Genomic DNA, 17,375 nt, shown 5'->3' with positions numbered 1-17,375 from the left:
TTTTTTCTTTTTCTCCCCCGGCAATACCCTGCAAGCCTGAATTATTCCGCGTTTTTCATTCCTGGCACACCCCTTGCAATATTCCTCTCGTGTATCTGCAGCCACTACTGAATTCTGACTGGAGGGGATCTATGAAGCTGGTTACCGTGGTAATCAAACCGTTCAAACTGGAAGACGTCCGTGAAGCACTGTCGTCTATTGGTATTCAGGGGCTGACCGTCACCGAAGTGAAGGGCTTTGGCCGACAGAAAGGTCATGCTGAGCTGTACCGTGGGGCTGAATATAGCGTCAATTTTCTGCCCAAGGTGAAGATTGATGTGGCGATTGCCGACGACCAACTGGATGGCGTGATTGATGTCATCAGTAAAGCGGCATACACCGGAAAAATTGGCGACGGCAAAATCTTCGTCGCCGAGCTGCAACGTGTGATTCGTATTCGTACCGGCGAAGCCGACGAAGCCGCACTGTAACTTCTGGCACACAGTGATAGGAAACCAAAAAATGAAGATAGCAACGATGAAAACAGGTATTGCTTCACTGGCGCTACTGCCGGGACTGGCAATGGCGGCACCGGCGGTTGCGGATAAAGCAGATAACGCTTTTATGATGATCTGTACCGCGCTGGTGCTGTTTATGACTATCCCTGGCATTGCGTTGTTCTACGGCGGTTTGATTCGCGGTAAGAACGTGCTGTCGATGCTGACTCAGGTGACGGTGACATTCGCTCTGGTTTGTATTCTATGGGTGGTTTATGGCTACTCACTAGCCTTTGGCGAAGGGAATAATTTCTTCGGCAACTTCAACTGGGTATTGTTGAAGAACATCGCGCTGACGGCGGTCACGGGGAGCTTCTACCAGTACATTCACGTTGCTTTTCAGGGTTCTTTCGCCTGCATCACCGTTGGGCTGATTGTCGGGGCGCTGGCTGAACGTATTCGCTTCTCTGCGGTGCTGATTTTTGTAGTGGTATGGTTAACGTTGTCGTACATCCCCATTGCCCATATGGTCTGGGGCGGCGGCTTGCTGGCTTCCCACGGTGCGTTGGATTTTGCCGGCGGAACAGTCGTGCATATCAACGCGGCGATTGCCGGTCTGGTTGGTGCGTATCTGATTGGCAAACGCGTCGGTTTTGGCAAAGAAGCCTTTAAACCGCATAACCTGCCGATGGTCTTCACCGGTACCGCTATTCTCTATATTGGTTGGTTTGGCTTTAACGCCGGTTCAGCGGGAACGGCGAATGAGATTGCCGCACTGGCCTTCGTCAATACCGTGGTCGCCACCGCCGCAGCCATCCTCGGATGGATCTTCGGTGAATGGGCGCTGCGTGGCAAACCGTCCCTGCTGGGCGCGTGTTCTGGTGCTATTGCGGGTCTGGTGGGGGTAACACCGGCATGTGGCTATATTGGTGTCGGCGGCGCGCTGATTATTGGTGTCGTTGCGGGACTGGCTGGCCTGTGGGGTGTGACCATCCTGAAGCGTATTCTGCGCGTGGACGATCCGTGTGATGTGTTTGGCGTGCACGGCGTGTGCGGCATTGTCGGCTGCATCCTGACCGGGGTGTTCGCTGCCAGCTCTCTGGGCGGCGTGGGCTTTGCCGAGGGCGTGACCATGGGGCATCAGCTGCTGGTGCAACTGGAAAGCGTGGCGATTACCATCGTCTGGTCCGGTGTGGTGGCTTTCATTGGCTATAAGCTGGCGGATATGACGGTGGGTCTGCGTGTACCGGAAGAGCAGGAACGCGAAGGTCTGGATGTGAACAGCCACGGCGAGAACGCTTACAACGCTTGATGTTTCAATCTGCCGGATGGCAACGCTTTTGCGCCGCCATCCGGTAATTCTCAATTACGATTACGCATTACCCCTTCCTGCACGGTAGAGGCGACCAGCACGCCGTCCTGCGTATAAAACTCCCCGCGTACAAAACCCCGGGCACCGGAGGCCGAAGTACTCTCGACGTTATACAACAACCACTCATTGATATTGAACGGACGGTGGAACCACATGGAGTGGTCAATGGTGGCGATCTGAATCCCTTTTTCCAGAAAACCAATTCCGTACGGCTGCAGCGCAACAGGCAGGAAGTTCAGGTCTGAAGCATAACCCAGCAGATATTGATGGACGCGCAGATCGTCCTGTAGCTCGCCGTTTGCGCGGATCCAAACCTGGCGCGTCGGAGGTGCGACGTGACCTTTTAAGGGGTTATGAAATTCAACCGGGCGCACTTCCAATGGACGATCGTTGATAAATTTTTCTTTCAACAGCGGCGGCAGCAAATGCGCCACTGAGCGGGCAATTTCTGTTTCTGATTTAAGCTCATCGGGACTCGGCGCATCCGGCATGGTTTTCTGATGTTCAAATCCATCTTCCGGCGCCTGGAAAGAGGCTGTCATGTAAAAAATAGGTTTACCATTCTGGATTGCGGCAACGCGGCGCGCGCTGAAGCTGTTACCATCACGCAGGACTTCTACATCATAGATGATGGGCTTTTGGCTATCGCCGGGGCGCAAAAAGTAGCTGTGAAAGGAGTGGACCAGACGCTCTTCTGGTACGGTTTCCTTTGCGGCATACAGAGCCTGACCGACAACCTGTCCCCCAAAAACCTGACGTAACCCTAAGTCTTCACTTTGGCCCCGAAAGAGTCCTTCTTCAATTTTTTCCAGATTTAACAATGTCAGCAAATTTTTCAGCGCCAGACTCATACGTGCTCTCCAGGTTATATCGATCTCGCAGCGAGGTAGGCAGAGTATAACGCAATTTTGAAAGTGGTCCGATGGGTGCAATTGTCTGAATTAAAGGCCTATTACAGGCAAAAACAGCTGTCTTGTGCCACACTTAGTCACGTTATGTTTTTGTTAACCACTCTTCTGGCGAGGAAAGTTCTCGCTGGTGCATAGATGAAAAGGAGAATTTAATGAAACTCGTGCACATGGTAAGTGGTTTAGCGGTTGCGGTCGCTCTGGCAGCCTGCGCCGATAAAAGTGCGGATATTCAGACACCTGCGCCAAGCCCTAATACGTCAATTGCTGACACACAGTCTAAAATTCAGCAGCCTAATGTCTCCGGTACAGTATGGATCCGCCAGAAAGTGGCCTTGCCACCTGATGCGGTGCTGACCGTAACGCTGTCAGATGCTTCACTGGCCGATGCACCGTCAAAAGTGCTGTCGCAAAAAGCGGTCCGTACTGAGGGTAAACAGGCGCCATTCAGCTTCGTATTACCGTTTAACCCGGCTGATATTCAACCTAACGCCCGTATTCTGCTAAGTGCGGCAATTACGGTTAATGACAAACTGGTCTTCATTACTGATACCGTGCAGACGGTCATTAATCAGGGGGGGACAAAAGCTGACCTGACGCTGGTCCCTGTACAGCAAACGGCAGTACCGGTTCAGGCGAGCGGTGGGGCTGCCACCACGGTGCCGTCAACGTCACCAACCCAAGTGAATCCGTCTTCTGCCGTCCCTGCTCCCACACAGTACTAAGGCAGTCGTAACCCTCTCCGCCCAGAGAGGGTTAGTACACCCAGCGATAGCGCTGTAAATCGATCTGTCCGCTTCCTGAAACCACTATTCCTTCAGCCAGCAACGCCTGACGCTGCCGTTGCAGGTCGGGGCCTGTCAGCGAAATGGCACCATGACGATTAACCACCCGATGCCAGGGCAGAGTGCTGCCTTCGGGGAGACGCTTAAGCACGCCGCCTACCTGGCGCGCAGCACGCGGCGAACCGGCAAGCCTTGCAACATCGCCATAGGTGGTGACGAAACCTTCGGGGATTGACGCGACGATTTGCCAGACGCGTTGGGGGAAAGTGTCTTGTATATCCATCATTTATTCCTGCGCTAATCCTCCAGCATAATGCTGAACGGCGAAGGAGTGAAGCCGCATTGCACAAGAAAACAGCATCCGATGCTGGATGGGTTGCAATTACAGGGTGCAGCAGTGATAATGCGCCTGCGCGTTGGTTAACAACGCTCTCAATGGGGGCTCTGTTGGTTCTCCCGCAACACTACTCTGTTTACCAGGTCAGGTCCGGAAGGAAGCAGCCAAGGCAGATGACGTGTGTGCCGGGATGTAGCTGGCAGGGCCCCCACCCAATTCTGCCGTCCGGCAATTTTCCTTCTGTTTAGCTTCTTTTCTTTGTCATCGTATTGTCATTTTAATGTCATCAAATGCTGTCAATGTGTTTCGGGGATGTTATTTGATGCTTTTGCCGCCGCCATCGCACTGTAACGACAGGGTCTTACATTCGGTGTGTTTTGGCTGACCACAAGGATTTTCTACGATGTCGACCGCTGTATTGAATGTCAAAATTGATGAGGCGCTAAAAGAAAAGCTTCGCCATTACGCTGAAGTGCATAGTGAAAATTTAAGTATCGCGACGGAAAAACTACTGCTGATCGCGTTTTCCGCCGTTGAAGAGGCGGGAGTCTCCGCTGAGGATATCGATAGCCAGCATACGGAAGAATCCGTGGTTGAAGCACTGACTCCTAAAGAAATCAAAGCATTGCGAAGACTACTGAAGAAGAAAAAATGAAACAACAACCGCTCTCAACCGCCTGTAATTATGGCGAAGCCTGTGAAATGCTGCGTTCCGGTTATGTGAAACATGTTCGTCTGAGCTGGAACGTCGGCAGCGATGAGTTCTTCCGTATTGCCTCCGACTGGTGTGATGCCGGGGCAAAAATTAAGAAAGACGGTGAGAATTTCGTGATTTCTCTGAAGGGGTTTCCGGTTCCTCCTCAGCGTTAATATTGCCGGGACATCCTCGTCCATCACGGCATTCAAGGACGAGTCCTTTGACTCGTCGCTTAGATTATTTTACGTATTTTCCCGCTGCTGGCCTGCAAACGCAGATTATCCCAAATGGGTTGCAACACCCGGAAGGCGGCACGCGTTGTGTCATCCGGTAATGTGAAGGGCATACGCAAAAAGCGGTCAAATGCACCATCAAGACCGAAACGCGTACCGGTTCCCAACTGAATGCCTGCGATTTCGGCGCGCGTAGCGAATAGCGTTGCCAGCGTATCGGGCAGTTCAACCCAAAAAGAGAGTCCTCCCTGTGGCTGGGTAAACTGCCACTCCGGGAAATGTGCGTTCATCAGATCCGAGCACAGATCTCGCTGCGATGTGAGTAGCCGTCTTCTGTCAGGAAGAAAGTCGGCGGCATTATCCAGCAGCCAGCTGGTGGCGAGTTGTTCAAGCACCGGGGAGCCTAAATCGAAGGTGTCGCGAGTTTGTACCAGCGCCGCAATGGTTCGCGCCGACGCCCGAATCCAGCCCAGGCGTAATCCTCCCCAAAAGCTTTTCCCGGCAGATCCCAGCAGGATGATCGGCGCATCGCGGTTGAAGGCGGCAAGCGGCGGTGGTGGCGGGGCGTCATACCACAGGTTCACCATGGTCTCATCAATCACCAGCGTGGTGCGGGTCCTTTCAGCAATATCTGCCACGACCTGGCGAGTTGCAGCGTCCATGCAACGCCCGGTCGGATTGTGAAAGTCCGGCATCAGATAGGCCATTCTCGGTGCGGTTTGCGCGATGGTGGCGACCAGACCTGCCGTATCCCAACCGTGTTCGGGCAGCGACACACCGACGGGACGACATGATGCACCTTGAATCGCGGCAATCGCCAGCGGATACGTGGGATGATCGACCACCACGCGATCGCCTGGGCCGGTGAGTAAACGCAGGATCAGCGCCAGGCCACTGACCGCGCCGTTCACGACCATAATCTCATCGGGCTGCGTCGGGAGTCCGCGTTCGCAATAATGCCGGGCGATGGATTCACGCAAAACCGCCAGTCCCTGTGGTAAATACCCGGAACTCAGCAAATGCTGCGGCATCGCAAACAGCGCTTGTTGGTAAGCATGGTGAATTTCGGGACCGGCACTCAGCGCCGCCGTGGACAAATCCAGCGCTGTACCGGTACTGGTTCGTGTAGGCACATGACGAATGTGTTCCGGCAGGATCACCCGTGAGCCGCTCCCATGACGGCTTTCCAGATATCCCTCTTCACGCAGTTGCGCCATGGCGCTGGCGACGGTGGTTCGGCTCACTTGCAGAACGGCAGCGAGCTCGCGTTCGCCGGGTAAGCGACTATCCAGCGCCAGTCGACCATCAAGGATCAGCAAACGTAACGCTTCTGCCAGCTGTCGCCAGATGGGCGTTCGTGAGGGGTTTTCCTGCCAGTGTCCGAGCAGGCGCTGCAAAGACTGGCTTCCGTAACGGCGTGATGACATAGCAGTCCACTTTTTGAAAACTGGACATTAATCATAGTGCCAATTGCGGTGATGATGAAAGTTATCTGAGAGTGAGAGGGGAAAAGCATGCTGCGTCGTTTACTTCAGCTGTTTATCGGGCTGACGCTGTACGGTGTGTCGACGGCGATGTTTGTCCGTGCCGATTTAGGGGCCGATCCGTGGAACGTGTTTCACCTGGGCGTGGCCAATTTATTGTCGATGAATATCGGCGTGGTGATTATTGCCGTGGGTGTGTTGGTACTGCTGGCGTGGATACCGCTGCGCCAGCGTCCAGGGTTTGGCACGTTGAGCAACGTGATTATGATCGGGCTGGCGGCAGATGCCGCGCTGCTGGTGATTCCGGGATTTGAATCCCTGCTGGCGCGCAGCGGGCTGTTGGTGTCAGCGGTGATCCTGAATGCGTTAGCAACCAGCCTGTACATTGGTGCCGGTTTTGGCGCCGGTCCGCGTGATGGTCTGATGACCGGTATCCACGCACGTACCGGCTGGCCAGTACGACGAATTCGAACCGCAATTGAAGTGTCGGTGCTGCTTATCGGTTGGTTGCTGGGAGGAACCGTGGGGGTTGGTACGGTGCTGTATGCCTTGGCTATCGGACCACTCATTCAGCTTTGCCTGCCGTGGTTTCGCCATCAGCCGCAGGCACGTATTCGCATCAAGAATACGCCTGGGGCGCGATCGCCTGCTGGCGACTAAACTTAACCTCGACTGACGCGGCCGGAATCGGCTTGCCGCGCAGTACACTTCGGAGGTTTTTCTCATGAAGTATGTTGATGGCTTTGTGGTTGCCGTACCCGCTGAAAACAAGGAGGCGTACATTGCGATGGCGGCAAAAGCAGCTCCGCTTTTCAAGGAGTTCGGTGCATTGCGCGTGGTGGAGTGCTGGGCAGATGATGTCCCTGACGGCAAATTGACCGATTTTCGCATGGCTGTGAAAGCGCAGGATCATGAAGAAGTGGTATTCAGTTGGATTGAATACCCTTCCAAAGAGGTCCGCGACGCGGCGAATCAGAAGATGATGTCCGATCCCCGTATGAAGGAATTCGGTGAATCTATGCCATTTGATGGCAAGCGAATGATCTACGGTGGATTTGCGCCCATTATGGAAGAGTGATGTGACTGGCTGTGCGGCGTGCCGCCAGCCATCTCAACATCAACAGCCATGTTAAAGCCGTTTTTCTGCCCACAGTATAAATTCCGTTTTCGGCAGCGCTTTGCTGTAAAGCCAGCCTTGACCGTACTGCACTCCGTGCTTGCGTAGCCAGGTTTCCTGATTCTCGGTTTCGATACCTTCCGCCACCATCTCAAGTTTCAACGCTTTTGCTATCTCGATGATATGTGGCGTGACGTTGTTGTACTCCAGTGCATCGACGAACGATTTGTCTATCTTCAGAATGTCTACATCCAGATCCTGCAAATAACTCAGGCTGGAATAGCCGGTACCAAAGTCATCAATATAGATTGAATGACCCGCCTGACGGTATTTGGCAATAAACGGCGCGCTATTTTTTGGGTCAGCAAATTCGCGTTCAGTTAGCTCCAGCGCGATTTGCGCAGGCTTAAGTTGCCAGTGGTTCACCTTCTGGCTTAACAGGGCAGGAAGCGTTTCGGAGGACAGATCGGCTGACTCAAGGTTGATTGATATATGCTGCTCAGGATGCTGACGCAGCCATTTGCCTAAATCTTCAAATACGCTTTCAATAATCAACCGGGTGAGGGACTCTGTCAGCCCGGTTTCATGCGCCAGCGCGACGAAAATTTCAGGTGACAGATAACTCCCATCGGCCTGCTGCCAGCGAGCCAGCGCCTCTGCCCCAACCACTTTCCCCGTTTTGAGCGAGATAATTGGTTGATAGTGGACTTTGATGTCCCGATGCTGGATAGCGTCCTGCAACTGGTGATGGGGCGACTGTAAGCGGCGCAAAATACGCAAAACAAAGGCGGCGGTGAGCAAACCGATAAGAATACCTGCCGGGAGCCAGATCAGTGCCTGCCGGTGCCAGGTTTTTTGCAATGGTAGGGTAGACGCCCAGGTTACGATCGTGATGCCCAACTCAGGAAAGGGGCGGGCGTTATAAATGCTGCCATCTTTGTTAAAATGAGTAATCGATCGTTCTTGCTGTATATGCTGCAAAACGTCCGATGGCAGATCGGCGCTACTGGCAACCACGACGTTGCGCATGGTGCCAATGATAGTCACTTCAATCGGCCATGAGCCAAACGGGATGACGTCAATGAAAGAACCCGGATCGACCATCACAATATAATGTTCGCTCCCTAATGCTGCCATAAAGCGCTTGATGCCCAAATCATTTTGCGTGGTAAGCCATGCGCGATATCCATCAGGAGTGACTTTCATTGCGGGTGGAAATGCGTCTGCCTGGCTTCTTTTTTCCAGGGATGAGCATTGCGGAACGTTATCTTTGAGGTACAGCACTTCCTGAATATAGCGATAGCTATATGACAAACGACGCATTTCCAGCAGATGCTCATCACTACAAGGCACCCCCTGAAATGCTTCAATATGGCGTAATGCTTTTTTCGCCTGCTCGCCTACGCGTTCCGTACGTAATGCGACTCGTGTTGAGAACATGTCGAGTTCATCGATAAATTTCGTTTCGACCTGACGATGTGCCAGCCACAGGCTTAAACCTACAGGCGCGAGGATGGAAAGGAACAGTACCCCAGTCACCAGGCTTATCAGATGTCGTGTTGTCACAGTGATATCCTTATTTACACAGCGTAGGGAAAGTATATCTGAAACCCCGAAAAGCTATTCGATTGACATCATATATTTACGGCCACTTATCATCCCGTTTAACTCCCTGTAGCGTAAATCAGGTTGTGGTTTGTACAAGAGTGGTGTACTTTGTTAGTTATGTTATAACGTAACAAATTGAGGTTGCTATGAAACCGGATATTCATCCTTTTTACCGTACCGTGGTGTTTCACGATACCAGTGCCAATGAATTCTTTAAGGTCGGTTCGACCATTAAGACTGAGCGTGAAATTGAGTTTGAGGGGGAAATGTACCCGTACGTGACTCTCGATATCTCTTCTAAATCGCATCCGTATTATACCGGGAAGCAAAAAACCTTTGATAATGAAGGTAGTGCAGCACGTTTCCAAAAACGTTTTGGTCATTTTATTGGCGTTAAGCGGGGTTAAAATGCAGGTACTCAATTCACTTCGCAGCGCAAAACAGCGCCATCCTGACTGCCAGATAGTAAAACGCAAAGGGCGTTTGTACGTTATCTGCAAAACGAATCCGCGCTTTAAAGCAGTACAGGGGCGTAAAAAGAGACGTTAGTTTCTTTGCCAGCATTTCAGGGATTAAAGTGCGTTGCCTGGGCTGGAACGCACTTTTTTTATCTGCGCTGAGATGCCGTTACTGGGTGGTCTGGGCGCGGGTAAGCGTAAAGACATCGTAAAACGAGAGTTCGCCTTTACGCGATATCATCTTTTGCAGCTGTGCTTTATGTTCGCTATCCACGGACGGTGAGTGCAGGATAGTATCGATGAGCGAGGAGGGGACAAAGCGCGTGTTGTACCATTCTCCGTTATAGCAAACTCTAAAATCCAGAACGTCGATATCTTCAAAGCGGTACCGTGGCGCAACGTCGAAAAAGAAAAAGCCGTTGAGTACAACGAACAGTACCACCAGCAGCCATACTGAATCGACTAACGTTTCTGACTGTAGCATCACCGCCAGCGTGGCAAACCAGGCAACATACATGCCGATAAACAGCCCAGGGTGTTTGCGAATAAAGCTGATGCTAAAGCGCGGTTTGTTGTCGCGCTTCTCGCGAATATTTAAGTCGTCGATTGTTTCAGTAAGCAGGCGCTGTATTTCTGTCATCTCTTGCCTTCGTGATATCTGCAAAATTCAGGAGGGATCGCCCTATTTTAAAAGGGGATACCCTTTGAAGAAAGTAACAGATTAACCGTAATTTAGCATAACAGTTACATTTAAGATCACAGCGTTTTGATGATCCTTGCGGGATTGCCCCCAACCACGGTGTTCGCTGGAACGCTTTTAGTGACTACTGCACCTGATGCCACAACCACGTTATCGCCCAGCGTGACGCCAGGATTGATCACTGCACGGCCACCTATCCAGACATTATTGCCGATAGTCACTGGCTTTCCGAACTCCAGGCCACTGTTGCGCTCGGTAGCATCCAGCGGATGGGTCGCGGTATAGATATGAACGCCAGGTGCCAGCATGCAGTTGTCGCCAATATGAATTGGACAGACGTCGAGCATAACGCAGTCGAAATTAGCGTAAAAGTCTTTACCAAGATAGATGTTATAACCGTAATCACACCGGAAAGAGGGTTCAATATAGGCACCCTCACTCTGACCTAACAGATCATGCAGGATTGCCTGACGCTCATTTTTTTCATCGGGAGCGGTGAGATTGTAACGATAGATCAATTGACGAGCGCGTAGTCGGTCACTGCGCAGTGTTTCATCTGCCGGGCGATAGTATTCGCCGGCGATCATTTTTTGCTTTTCATTACGCATTACGATTTCCCTGTGTACTGAAGGTTATTTCAGCACAGTAAAACGTAATGCAAGCAAGGGGAACGTTCCCGCTTCTTTGCTGTGATCATTGTCACGTGATTTGAATTAAATAACCATTGTATACCTTAAATAATTCGAGTTGCAGGAAGGCGGCGACGCAGCGAATCCCTGGGAGCGTACATTAGTACGTGACTAGGGTGAGCGAGGAAAGCCAACGCACATGCAACTTGAAGTATGACAGGTATAAATACGAAAACGGTCAGCCAGACAAATGTGCCGCTATACCTGACTTAACCTTGAGTGCAATTAGCGAATGAATTTCCAAACAGAAGTTGGAATCTTGTCGTAAAGCTTATTCATGGTCAATTCAGCAAGGCGATGATCTGCTGCTGAGTAAAATACAGCCAGTTCGTTGTCGGACAATTCATATTTATTTTTTTCAATAACGCGCTCTAGCGTATCAATTGTCTGGCAACGTCGCAGGCGCATCAAATAATCTGTTTTAGTTAATGGTTTATCGGACATAACTCTTACCTATGATTGTAATAATTTTTAACAAGACAAACTAACAGGATTAGCCCTGGTGGCATTGACAAAACAGCGAAACAGTCGATTACCTGACTTCCGCCATTTCTGCAGATCCTGCGTATTAATACCATAACTGCTGAACAACATAAAAGTGTCATCCAGGTATTCATCTATCTGCGCGATCAGCTTATTGTCCTCATTGTACTTAATTTTATAATTAAGTGCGAAGGTTGCAATATGCTCTATCAGTTCATTGAGCTGCAAGCTGGTTGCAGAGGTAGGGTCATTAACCCAGCCATGGTTACTTTGTTCAAGGTTTGCAAGACAGTCATGATACAGAGTTTCGCAGAGAAATTTAAGCTGCGCGATATCATGTCTTTTGGGTGAGTATTCATCCATAACGCATCCCCTTCTTAGTGGCTTAAACTAACCGAACACCTTTCGGGATGGATACAACAACTACCTGGAACTTGCCCGCGACTCCTGATGATTTAACTATAATCTACTCTAAAAAAGATTTCATCGTCATATCACGAAAAATTACAATTATGTAAAATTATGATGCTACGTCATTTTTACATTTTAACAGATAAATGCCGCTATTCGAAATGGGACAATTTCTTTATTCTTCGGGCAATCATCGGGTTATCTTGTTTAGGTTTAGCAACGAAAGGCAACAACCGACAATGTGAACCAGTGGATAGGATTAATCTTAATATTTATTAAAGTAAATAAGAACTCTCGCTGTTTTTTAAGAATAGCCTTTAAGGCTACAAGGATTATATCGCTTATTTACCCGATAGAAAATAAACGGAATGGCAATAAGTGATTTTTATGATTTTTTCAGAAAAAAGGCCGCTTGCGCGGCCTTATCTTTAGAGATGTATCAATGATGCTCTACTGAGTGGCTATGCTCAATATCTTCATTTTTGCGGCTAAAGCGGCGGCGTACCACCACAAAGAACACCGGAACAAAGAAGATCGCCAACACGGTTGCCGTCACCATCCCACCCATTACGCCAGTACCAACGGCGTTCTGCGCACCGGAACCTGCGCCGGAGCTGATGACCAGCGGCATTACGCCCAGAATAAAGGCCAGTGACGTCATCAGGATTGGACGTAAACGCATGCGTACTGCGTCCAGCGTCGCCTCTATCAGACCTTTACCCTCTTTATCCATCAAGTCTTTGGCGAATTCGACGATAAGTATCGCGTTCTTCGCCGACAACCCAATGGTTGTGAGCAGGCCTACCTGGAAGTAAACGTCGTTGGTCAGGCCGCGGAACGTTGCTGCCAGCAATGCACCGATAACACCCAGCGGTACAACCAGCATTACGGAGAACGGAATTGACCAGCTCTCGTACAACGCTGCCAGACACAAGAATACGACGATCAGTGAAATAGCATACAGGGCAGGAGCCTGGTTGCCGGACAGTCGTTCCTGGTAGGACATACCAGTCCAGTCATAACCGATACCGGATGGCAGTTTGCTGGCCAGTTGCTCCATCATTGCCATGGCTTCACCGGTACTTTTACCCGGAGCGGCCTGGCCTAAGATTTCCATGGAAGGCAAACCGTTATAGCGTTCCAGACGCGGCGAACCGTATTCCCAACGTGAGGTAGAGAAGGCGGAGAACGGTACCATCTGTCCATCGCTACCGCGGACATACCAGTTGCCAATATCTTCCGGCAACATACGGTATTTCGCTTCAGACATGACGTAAACTTTCTTCACACGACCACGGTCGATGAAGTCATTCACGTAGCTTCCGCCCCATGCTGCACCCAGCGTTGTATTAATATCACTAATGGAAACGCCCAGAGCCTGCGCTTTTTCCTGATCGATATCGATCTTGAACTGCGGCGTATCTTCCAGACCGTTAGGACGAACACCGACCAACAGATCAGGATGCTTCGCGACTTCACCAAACAGTTGGTTACGCGCCTGAGTCAGCTTCTCATGGCCCAGACCCGCCTGGTCAATCAACTGGAAGTCAAAACCGGTTGCGGTCCCTAACTCCACAATCGCTGGCAGGTTAAAGGCAAAGACCATTGCGTCTTTAATCTGCGAGAATGCGCCCATTGCACGCTGAGTAATCGCTTCAACCTTGTTCTCTTCGCCAGGACGTTCACTCCAGTCTTTCAGAGAAACGAACGCGATGCCGGTGTTCTGACCACGACCAGCAAAACCGAAACCGTTAACGGCAAACACCGATTCAACGTTCGCTTTTTCCTTGGTCAGGTAGTAATCCGTCATTTCGTCCAGTACCTTCTGGGTACGCTCTTGCGTCGCACCCGCTGGCAGCTGAGCCATAGACAGGAATACCCCCTGGTCTTCATCTGGCAGGAACGAACTTGGCAGACGAACGAACAGATAGGCCATGCCCACAACGATAATCAGATACAGCGCCAGATAACGACCGGTGCTGCGCAGAATACCGCCCACGCTATCGGTGTAATGATGCGTGCTCTTATCGAACATGCGGTTAAACCAGCCGAAGAAGCCTTTTTTGCCTTCTCCGTGATCGCCTTTAGCAATCGGTTTGAGCATGGTCGCACACAGGGCAGGGGTCAGAATCAATGCCACCAGTACAGACAGCGCCATCGCGGAAACAATGGTGATGGAGAACTGACGGTAAATTGCACCGGTCGACCCTCCGAAGAACGCCATTGGGATAAATACCGCTGACAACACCATCGCGATACCCACCAATGCGCCCTGAATCTGGCCCATCGATTTTCGCGTTGCTTCCTTCGGCGGTAGTCCTTCCTCAGCCATTACACGTTCAACGTTCTCGACCACCACGATGGCGTCATCCACCAGCAGGCCGATGGCGAGCACCATCCCGAACATCGTCAGGGTATTTATTGAGAAGCCGAAAATCGCCAGGACGGCAAACGTACCCAAGAGTACCACCGGCACGGCGATAGTCGGAATCAGCGTCGCGCGGAAGTTCTGCAGGAACAGATACATTACCAGGAACACGAGGATGATTGCTTCTGCCAGCGTTTTCACTACTTCGTGAATAGAAATTTTCACGAACGGCGTGGTGTCATACGGGTAAACGATCTTCAGACCTGACGGGAAGAACGGCTCCATTTTCTTCAGTTCTTCGCGGATAGCGTTTGCGGTGTCCAGGGCGTTAGCACCTGTTGCCAGCTTGATACCCAGACCGGATGCTGGTTTACCGTTGAACTTCGCAATGATGTCGTAGTTCTCACCGCCCAGTTCCACTTTCGCCACGTCACGCAGACGAACCTGGGAACCATCCTGATTCACTTTCAGCAGAATTTTGCCGAACTCATCAGCGGAGGTCAGACGGGTTTGCGCGATGATCGATGCGTTAAGCTGCTGACCTTTCACCGGCGGCGTACCACCTAACTGACCGGCTGCAACCTGGGCGTTCTGCGCTTTGATGGCGCTGATTACATCAACCGGTGTCAGTTGGAAGTTGTTCAGTTTGTTCGGATCCATCCAGATACGCATCGCGTACTGAGAACCAAACAGCTGAACGTCGCCCACGCCTGAAGTACGGCTAATGGCATCCTTCATGTTGGCGCCAACGTAGTCGGAAATATCCTCCTGCGTCATGGTGCCGTTGGTGTTGATAACACCGACAACCATCAGGAAGCTGCTGGATGACTTCTCAACGCTAACCCCTTGCTGCTGTACTTCCTGAGGCAGCAACGGCATGGCCAGCTGCAGTTTGTTCTGCACCTGTACCTGTGCGATATCCGCATCAGTACCAGACTGGAAGGTCAGGGTGATCTGCACGGTACCCGTGGAGTCACTGTTTGAGGACATGTACATCAGGTTATCGATACCGTTCATATTCTGTTCGATAACCTGCGTAACAGTATCCTGTACTGTTTTGGCATCAGCGCCAGGATAGGTCGCGGAGATCGTCACTGCTGGCGGTGCAATAGTCGGATATTGCGCTACCGGCAATTTGAGGATCGCGAGCCCCCCTGCCAACATGATGATAATGGCGATCACCCACGCAAATATTGGGCGATCGATAAAGAAATTAGGCATGTCTTAACGGCTCCTGTTTAAGTTAAGACTTGGACTGTTCAGGCTGGCTACCGCTTTGGCCTTGCTGGTTGTTATCAGCGGTGATTTCCTGCGCTTTTACCTGCGCGCCAGGACGTACTTTCTGCAGCCCAGTAACAATCACGCGGTCGCCCGGCTTAAGTCCATCAGTGACTAACCATTTGTCGCCAATCGCTTGTGCGGCGACAATTTGACGAGTTTCAACTTTGTTGTCTGCACCGATAACCAATGCACTGGCATCGCCACGCGGTGTGCGGGTAACGCCTTGCTGTGGAACCAGTAATGCAGTTGGGTTAATCCCTTCTTCCAGACGTGCGCGGACGAACATACCCGGCAGTAAGGTATGATCCGGGTTCGGGAAAATTGCGCGTAACGTAATCGACCCAGTGGTTTGATCTACCGTCACATCAGAAAATTCCAGCGTACCGGACTGCGGGTATTTAATGCCGTCATTGGTCACCAGTTCGACTTTCGCTTTACCGTTCTCTTGCTTCAGCGTGCCGTTGGCCAGCTCTTGTTTCAGGCGCAGGAAGTCGTTGCTTGACTGCGTCACGTCTACATAGATGGGATCCAACTGCTGAACGGTCGCCAGTGCGGTCGCCTGACCGTTTTGCACCAGAGCGCCTTCCGTAACGGATGATTTACCAATGCGACCGCTGATCGGTGACGTCACTTTGGTGTAAGCCAGATTGATGCGTGCAGTTTCTACCGCAGCTTTCGCGGCAACAACGGCGGCGTTTGCCTGCTGTGCGTCAGCCAACGCGCTATCGTAGTCCTGTTGGCTGATGTACTTAGTACCCAACAGTTTCTGATAACGTTTCACCGTCAGTTGAGCAATGTTTGCTGCGGCTTGTGCTTTAGCCAGATCGCCTTTTGCACTTTCATAAGCGGCCTGGTAGGTAGCAGGATCAATCTGATAGAGAGATACACCCGCTTCGATGTCACCACCTTCCGTGAAATTACGTTTCAGGATAATCCCGCTAACCTGAGGACGAACTTCAGCAATACGAAACGCACTGGTGCGACCCGGAAGTTCGGTTGTGATCTGTAGAGGTTCAGTTTTGAGCGTAACAACTCCAACCTCTGGCATTTGCTGGCCCCCTTGTTGGGCCTGTTTGTCGTCACATCCTGTTAGCGCTAAGCTGCCTGAGAGCATCAGAACGACTGCCAGAGGCGTTAACCCTCTGTTTTTGTTCATATGTAAACCTCGAGTGTCCGATTTCAAATTGATCAATGGCTTAAAGCCCATAAACCCATTGCTGCGTTTATATTATCGTCGTGCTATGGTACATACATTCACAAATGTATGTAAATCTAACGCCTGTAAATTCACTGACCTATGGCACGAAAAACCAAACAACAAGCACAGGAAACACGACAACACATTCTTGATGTCGCTCTGCGTATGTTTTCGCAACAAGGGGTCTCATCCACCTCGCTGGCTGAGATCGCAAAAGCCGCTGGTGTGACGCGCGGTGCAATCTATTGGCATTTCAAAAACAAATCGGATTTATTCAGTGAAATCTGGGAGCTAGCAAAACCTAACATTGATGAGTTAGAGACTGAGTATCAGGCAAAATTCCCTGACGATCCACTATCAGTATTAAGAGAAATTTTAATTTACGTTCTTGAAACTACCGTGACAGAAGAACGCCGACGTTTATTGATGGAGATTATATTCCACAAATGCGAATTTGTCGGGGAAATAGCATCAGTTCAGTTAGTCGAACGTAGCCTGTGTCTGGAAAACTATGACCGTATAGAAAAAACGTTACGCCACTGTATGGATGTCAACATGTTGCCGGAAAACCTGAACACACGTCGTGTAGCGGTGTTAATGCGTAGCTATATTTCCGGGATCATGGAGAACTGGTTATTTGCTCCCGAATCGTTTGATCTGAAGAATGAGGCTCGCCAGTACGTGGCGGTGCTGCTGGAGATGTGTCTGCTTTGTCCAAGCTTGCGCCTGCAGGCAGGAGAGACAAGCTAGTTTGCCATTCTGCACCAGGA

19 protein-coding genes, 1 other RNA gene and 1 pseudogene are annotated in these 17,375 nt (G+C 50.9%); 11 read left to right on the top strand and 10 right to left on the bottom strand.

The genetic code is table 11. The features are described 5' to 3' along the window. Window positions 1-131: 131 nt before the first annotated feature. Entirely contained in the window at window positions 132-470 is a 339-nt protein-coding gene (gene glnK / locus OGV74_RS19870) for a P-II family nitrogen regulator (RefSeq protein WP_003021657.1), read from the top strand. Between the two features lie 31 nt (window positions 471-501). Then, on the top strand, window positions 502-1,788 hold the full coding sequence (amtB, locus tag OGV74_RS19865) for an ammonium transporter AmtB (protein WP_003835936.1): 1,287 nt from the start codon (window positions 502-504) through the stop codon (window positions 1,786-1,788). A 50-nt stretch (window positions 1,789-1,838) separates the two neighbouring features. Here the strand turns inward: amtB and tesB are convergent, their stop codons facing one another. Further along, window positions 1,839-2,699 (bottom strand): acyl-CoA thioesterase II, encoded by an 861-nt coding sequence (gene tesB / locus OGV74_RS19860; RefSeq protein ID WP_003021663.1) that lies wholly within the window; start codon window positions 2,697-2,699, stop codon window positions 1,839-1,841. Window positions 2,700-2,911: 212 nt separating this feature from the next. On the opposite strand from tesB, the gene OGV74_RS19855 reads away from it, so the two are divergent. Continuing rightward, window positions 2,912-3,481 carry a YbaY family lipoprotein gene (locus OGV74_RS19855; protein ID WP_003021666.1) on the top strand — a complete coding sequence of 190 codons (570 nt, stop codon included), beginning with the start codon at window positions 2,912-2,914 and terminating at the stop codon, window positions 3,479-3,481. A 31-nt stretch (window positions 3,482-3,512) separates the two neighbouring features. Here the strand turns inward: OGV74_RS19855 and OGV74_RS19850 are convergent. After that, window positions 3,513-3,902: pseudogene (locus OGV74_RS19850) on the bottom strand (MGMT family protein). A gap of 84 nt (window positions 3,903-3,986) precedes the next feature. On the opposite strand from OGV74_RS19850, the gene ffs reads away from it, so the two are divergent. From ffs to OGV74_RS19835, 3 genes are all read left to right on the top strand, one after another. Continuing rightward, an RNA gene (ffs, locus tag OGV74_RS19845) (signal recognition particle sRNA small type) lies at window positions 3,987-4,083 on the top strand. Between the two features lie 198 nt (window positions 4,084-4,281). Further along, window positions 4,282-4,533, top strand: coding sequence for a hypothetical protein (locus tag OGV74_RS19840; RefSeq protein ID WP_003021699.1), 252 nt, complete (start codon window positions 4,282-4,284; stop codon window positions 4,531-4,533). Then, window positions 4,530-4,748, top strand: coding sequence for a hypothetical protein (locus OGV74_RS19835; RefSeq protein WP_003021701.1), 219 nt, complete (start codon window positions 4,530-4,532; stop codon window positions 4,746-4,748). The genes OGV74_RS19840 and OGV74_RS19835 overlap by 4 nt, the downstream gene beginning before the upstream one ends. Before the next feature lie 59 nt (window positions 4,749-4,807). Here OGV74_RS19835 and yczR read toward each other — a convergent pair whose 3' ends face one another. Beyond that, entirely contained in the window at window positions 4,808-6,235 is a 1,428-nt protein-coding gene (gene yczR / locus OGV74_RS19830) for a MocR-like transcription factor YczR (protein ID WP_032936970.1), read from the bottom strand. 87 nt (window positions 6,236-6,322) lie between these two features. Between yczR and yczE the strand changes: the two genes are divergently transcribed. Both yczE and OGV74_RS19820 read left to right on the top strand, forming a co-directional pair. Further along, entirely contained in the window at window positions 6,323-6,952 is a 630-nt protein-coding gene (yczE, locus tag OGV74_RS19825; protein WP_003835929.1) for a membrane protein YczE, read from the top strand. A 64-nt stretch (window positions 6,953-7,016) separates the two neighbouring features. Beyond that, window positions 7,017-7,370, top strand: a complete 354-nt coding sequence (locus OGV74_RS19820) for a DUF1428 domain-containing protein (RefSeq protein WP_003831033.1) — start codon at window positions 7,017-7,019, stop codon at window positions 7,368-7,370. A 51-nt stretch (window positions 7,371-7,421) separates the two neighbouring features. Here the strand turns inward: OGV74_RS19820 and pdeB are convergent, their stop codons facing one another. After that, entirely contained in the window at window positions 7,422-8,975 is a 1,554-nt protein-coding gene (gene pdeB / locus OGV74_RS19815) for a cyclic di-3',5'-guanosine monophosphate phosphodiesterase PdeB (RefSeq protein WP_003835927.1), read from the bottom strand. 188 nt (window positions 8,976-9,163) lie between these two features. Here pdeB and OGV74_RS19810 point away from each other — a divergent pair, with 188 nt between their 5' ends. After that, window positions 9,164-9,424 (top strand): type B 50S ribosomal protein L31, encoded by a 261-nt coding sequence (locus OGV74_RS19810; protein ID WP_003021719.1) that lies wholly within the window; start codon window positions 9,164-9,166, stop codon window positions 9,422-9,424. A 1-nt stretch (window position 9,425) separates the two neighbouring features. Continuing rightward, window positions 9,426-9,566 carry a type B 50S ribosomal protein L36 gene (gene ykgO, locus OGV74_RS19805; protein ID WP_005125190.1) on the top strand — a complete coding sequence of 47 codons (141 nt, stop codon included), beginning with the start codon at window positions 9,426-9,428 and terminating at the stop codon, window positions 9,564-9,566. Between the two features lie 78 nt (window positions 9,567-9,644). Here ykgO and OGV74_RS19800 read toward each other — a convergent pair whose 3' ends face one another. The 6 genes from OGV74_RS19800 to acrA form a co-directional block, all read right to left on the bottom strand. Next, window positions 9,645-10,115: a YlaC family protein gene (locus tag OGV74_RS19800; protein ID WP_003021724.1), complete on the bottom strand. Its 471-nt coding sequence runs from the start codon at window positions 10,113-10,115 to the stop codon at window positions 9,645-9,647. Between the two features lie 116 nt (window positions 10,116-10,231). Next, the gene (maa, locus tag OGV74_RS19795) at window positions 10,232-10,783 is read right to left on the bottom strand and encodes a maltose O-acetyltransferase (protein WP_003021728.1); all 552 of its coding nucleotides are present in this window, start codon (window positions 10,781-10,783) and stop codon (window positions 10,232-10,234) included. Window positions 10,784-11,089: 306 nt separating this feature from the next. Further along, the gene (gene hha, locus OGV74_RS19790) at window positions 11,090-11,308 is read right to left on the bottom strand and encodes a hemolysin expression-modulating protein Hha (RefSeq protein ID WP_002892050.1); all 219 of its coding nucleotides are present in this window, start codon (window positions 11,306-11,308) and stop codon (window positions 11,090-11,092) included. A 27-nt stretch (window positions 11,309-11,335) separates the two neighbouring features. Beyond that, the gene (gene tomB, locus OGV74_RS19785; RefSeq protein WP_003021733.1) at window positions 11,336-11,710 is read right to left on the bottom strand and encodes an Hha toxicity modulator TomB; all 375 of its coding nucleotides are present in this window, start codon (window positions 11,708-11,710) and stop codon (window positions 11,336-11,338) included. 487 nt (window positions 11,711-12,197) lie between these two features. Continuing rightward, on the bottom strand, window positions 12,198-15,347 hold the full coding sequence (acrB, locus tag OGV74_RS19780; protein ID WP_003021736.1) for an efflux RND transporter permease AcrB: 3,150 nt from the start codon (window positions 15,345-15,347) through the stop codon (window positions 12,198-12,200). 22 nt (window positions 15,348-15,369) lie between these two features. Continuing rightward, window positions 15,370-16,563, bottom strand: a complete 1,194-nt coding sequence (gene acrA, locus OGV74_RS19775) for a multidrug efflux RND transporter periplasmic adaptor subunit AcrA (RefSeq protein ID WP_003835922.1) — start codon at window positions 16,561-16,563, stop codon at window positions 15,370-15,372. Between the two features lie 141 nt (window positions 16,564-16,704). Between acrA and acrR the strand changes: the two genes are divergently transcribed. Then, window positions 16,705-17,355, top strand: coding sequence for a multidrug efflux transporter transcriptional repressor AcrR (acrR, locus tag OGV74_RS19770; RefSeq protein ID WP_003021744.1), 651 nt, complete (start codon window positions 16,705-16,707; stop codon window positions 17,353-17,355). The last annotated feature ends 20 nt before the right edge of the window (window positions 17,356-17,375 follow it).

The sequence above is a fragment of the Citrobacter sp. Cf116 genome (assembly GCF_030336505.1).
GTDB classification, from domain to species: Bacteria; Pseudomonadota; Gammaproteobacteria; order Enterobacterales; family Enterobacteriaceae; genus Citrobacter; species Citrobacter freundii.
Note: the sequence above shows the minus strand (reverse complement) of the source record. Positions and strands in the feature narration are given on the sequence as shown.

What these genes read in the sequence shown, in the direction of transcription:
- yczR (WP_032936970.1), bottom strand. Translation starts at nt 6,235, where the DNA reads ATGTCATCACGCCGTTACGGAAGCCAGTCTTTGCAGCGCCTGCTCGGA.
- ykgO (WP_005125190.1), top strand. Translation starts at nt 9,426, where the DNA reads ATGCAGGTACTCAATTCACTTCGCAGCGCAAAACAGCGCCATCCTGAC.
- OGV74_RS19810 (WP_003021719.1), top strand. Translation starts at nt 9,164, where the DNA reads ATGAAACCGGATATTCATCCTTTTTACCGTACCGTGGTGTTTCACGAT.
- OGV74_RS19800 (WP_003021724.1), bottom strand. Translation starts at nt 10,115, where the DNA reads ATGACAGAAATACAGCGCCTGCTTACTGAAACAATCGACGACTTAAAT.
- acrB (WP_003021736.1), bottom strand. Translation starts at nt 15,347, where the DNA reads ATGCCTAATTTCTTTATCGATCGCCCAATATTTGCGTGGGTGATCGCC.
- hha (WP_002892050.1), bottom strand. Translation starts at nt 11,308, where the DNA reads ATGTCCGATAAACCATTAACTAAAACAGATTATTTGATGCGCCTGCGA.
- OGV74_RS19840 (WP_003021699.1), top strand. Translation starts at nt 4,282, where the DNA reads ATGTCGACCGCTGTATTGAATGTCAAAATTGATGAGGCGCTAAAAGAA.
- yczE (WP_003835929.1), top strand. Translation starts at nt 6,323, where the DNA reads ATGCTGCGTCGTTTACTTCAGCTGTTTATCGGGCTGACGCTGTACGGT.
- glnK (WP_003021657.1), top strand. Translation starts at nt 132, where the DNA reads ATGAAGCTGGTTACCGTGGTAATCAAACCGTTCAAACTGGAAGACGTC.
- OGV74_RS19820 (WP_003831033.1), top strand. Translation starts at nt 7,017, where the DNA reads ATGAAGTATGTTGATGGCTTTGTGGTTGCCGTACCCGCTGAAAACAAG.
- OGV74_RS19855 (WP_003021666.1), top strand. Translation starts at nt 2,912, where the DNA reads ATGAAACTCGTGCACATGGTAAGTGGTTTAGCGGTTGCGGTCGCTCTG.
- amtB (WP_003835936.1), top strand. Translation starts at nt 502, where the DNA reads ATGAAGATAGCAACGATGAAAACAGGTATTGCTTCACTGGCGCTACTG.
- OGV74_RS19835 (WP_003021701.1), top strand. Translation starts at nt 4,530, where the DNA reads ATGAAACAACAACCGCTCTCAACCGCCTGTAATTATGGCGAAGCCTGT.
- maa (WP_003021728.1), bottom strand. Translation starts at nt 10,783, where the DNA reads ATGCGTAATGAAAAGCAAAAAATGATCGCCGGCGAATACTATCGCCCG.
- tomB (WP_003021733.1), bottom strand. Translation starts at nt 11,710, where the DNA reads ATGGATGAATACTCACCCAAAAGACATGATATCGCGCAGCTTAAATTT.
- acrR (WP_003021744.1), top strand. Translation starts at nt 16,705, where the DNA reads ATGGCACGAAAAACCAAACAACAAGCACAGGAAACACGACAACACATT.
- tesB (WP_003021663.1), bottom strand. Translation starts at nt 2,699, where the DNA reads ATGAGTCTGGCGCTGAAAAATTTGCTGACATTGTTAAATCTGGAAAAA.
- acrA (WP_003835922.1), bottom strand. Translation starts at nt 16,563, where the DNA reads ATGAACAAAAACAGAGGGTTAACGCCTCTGGCAGTCGTTCTGATGCTC.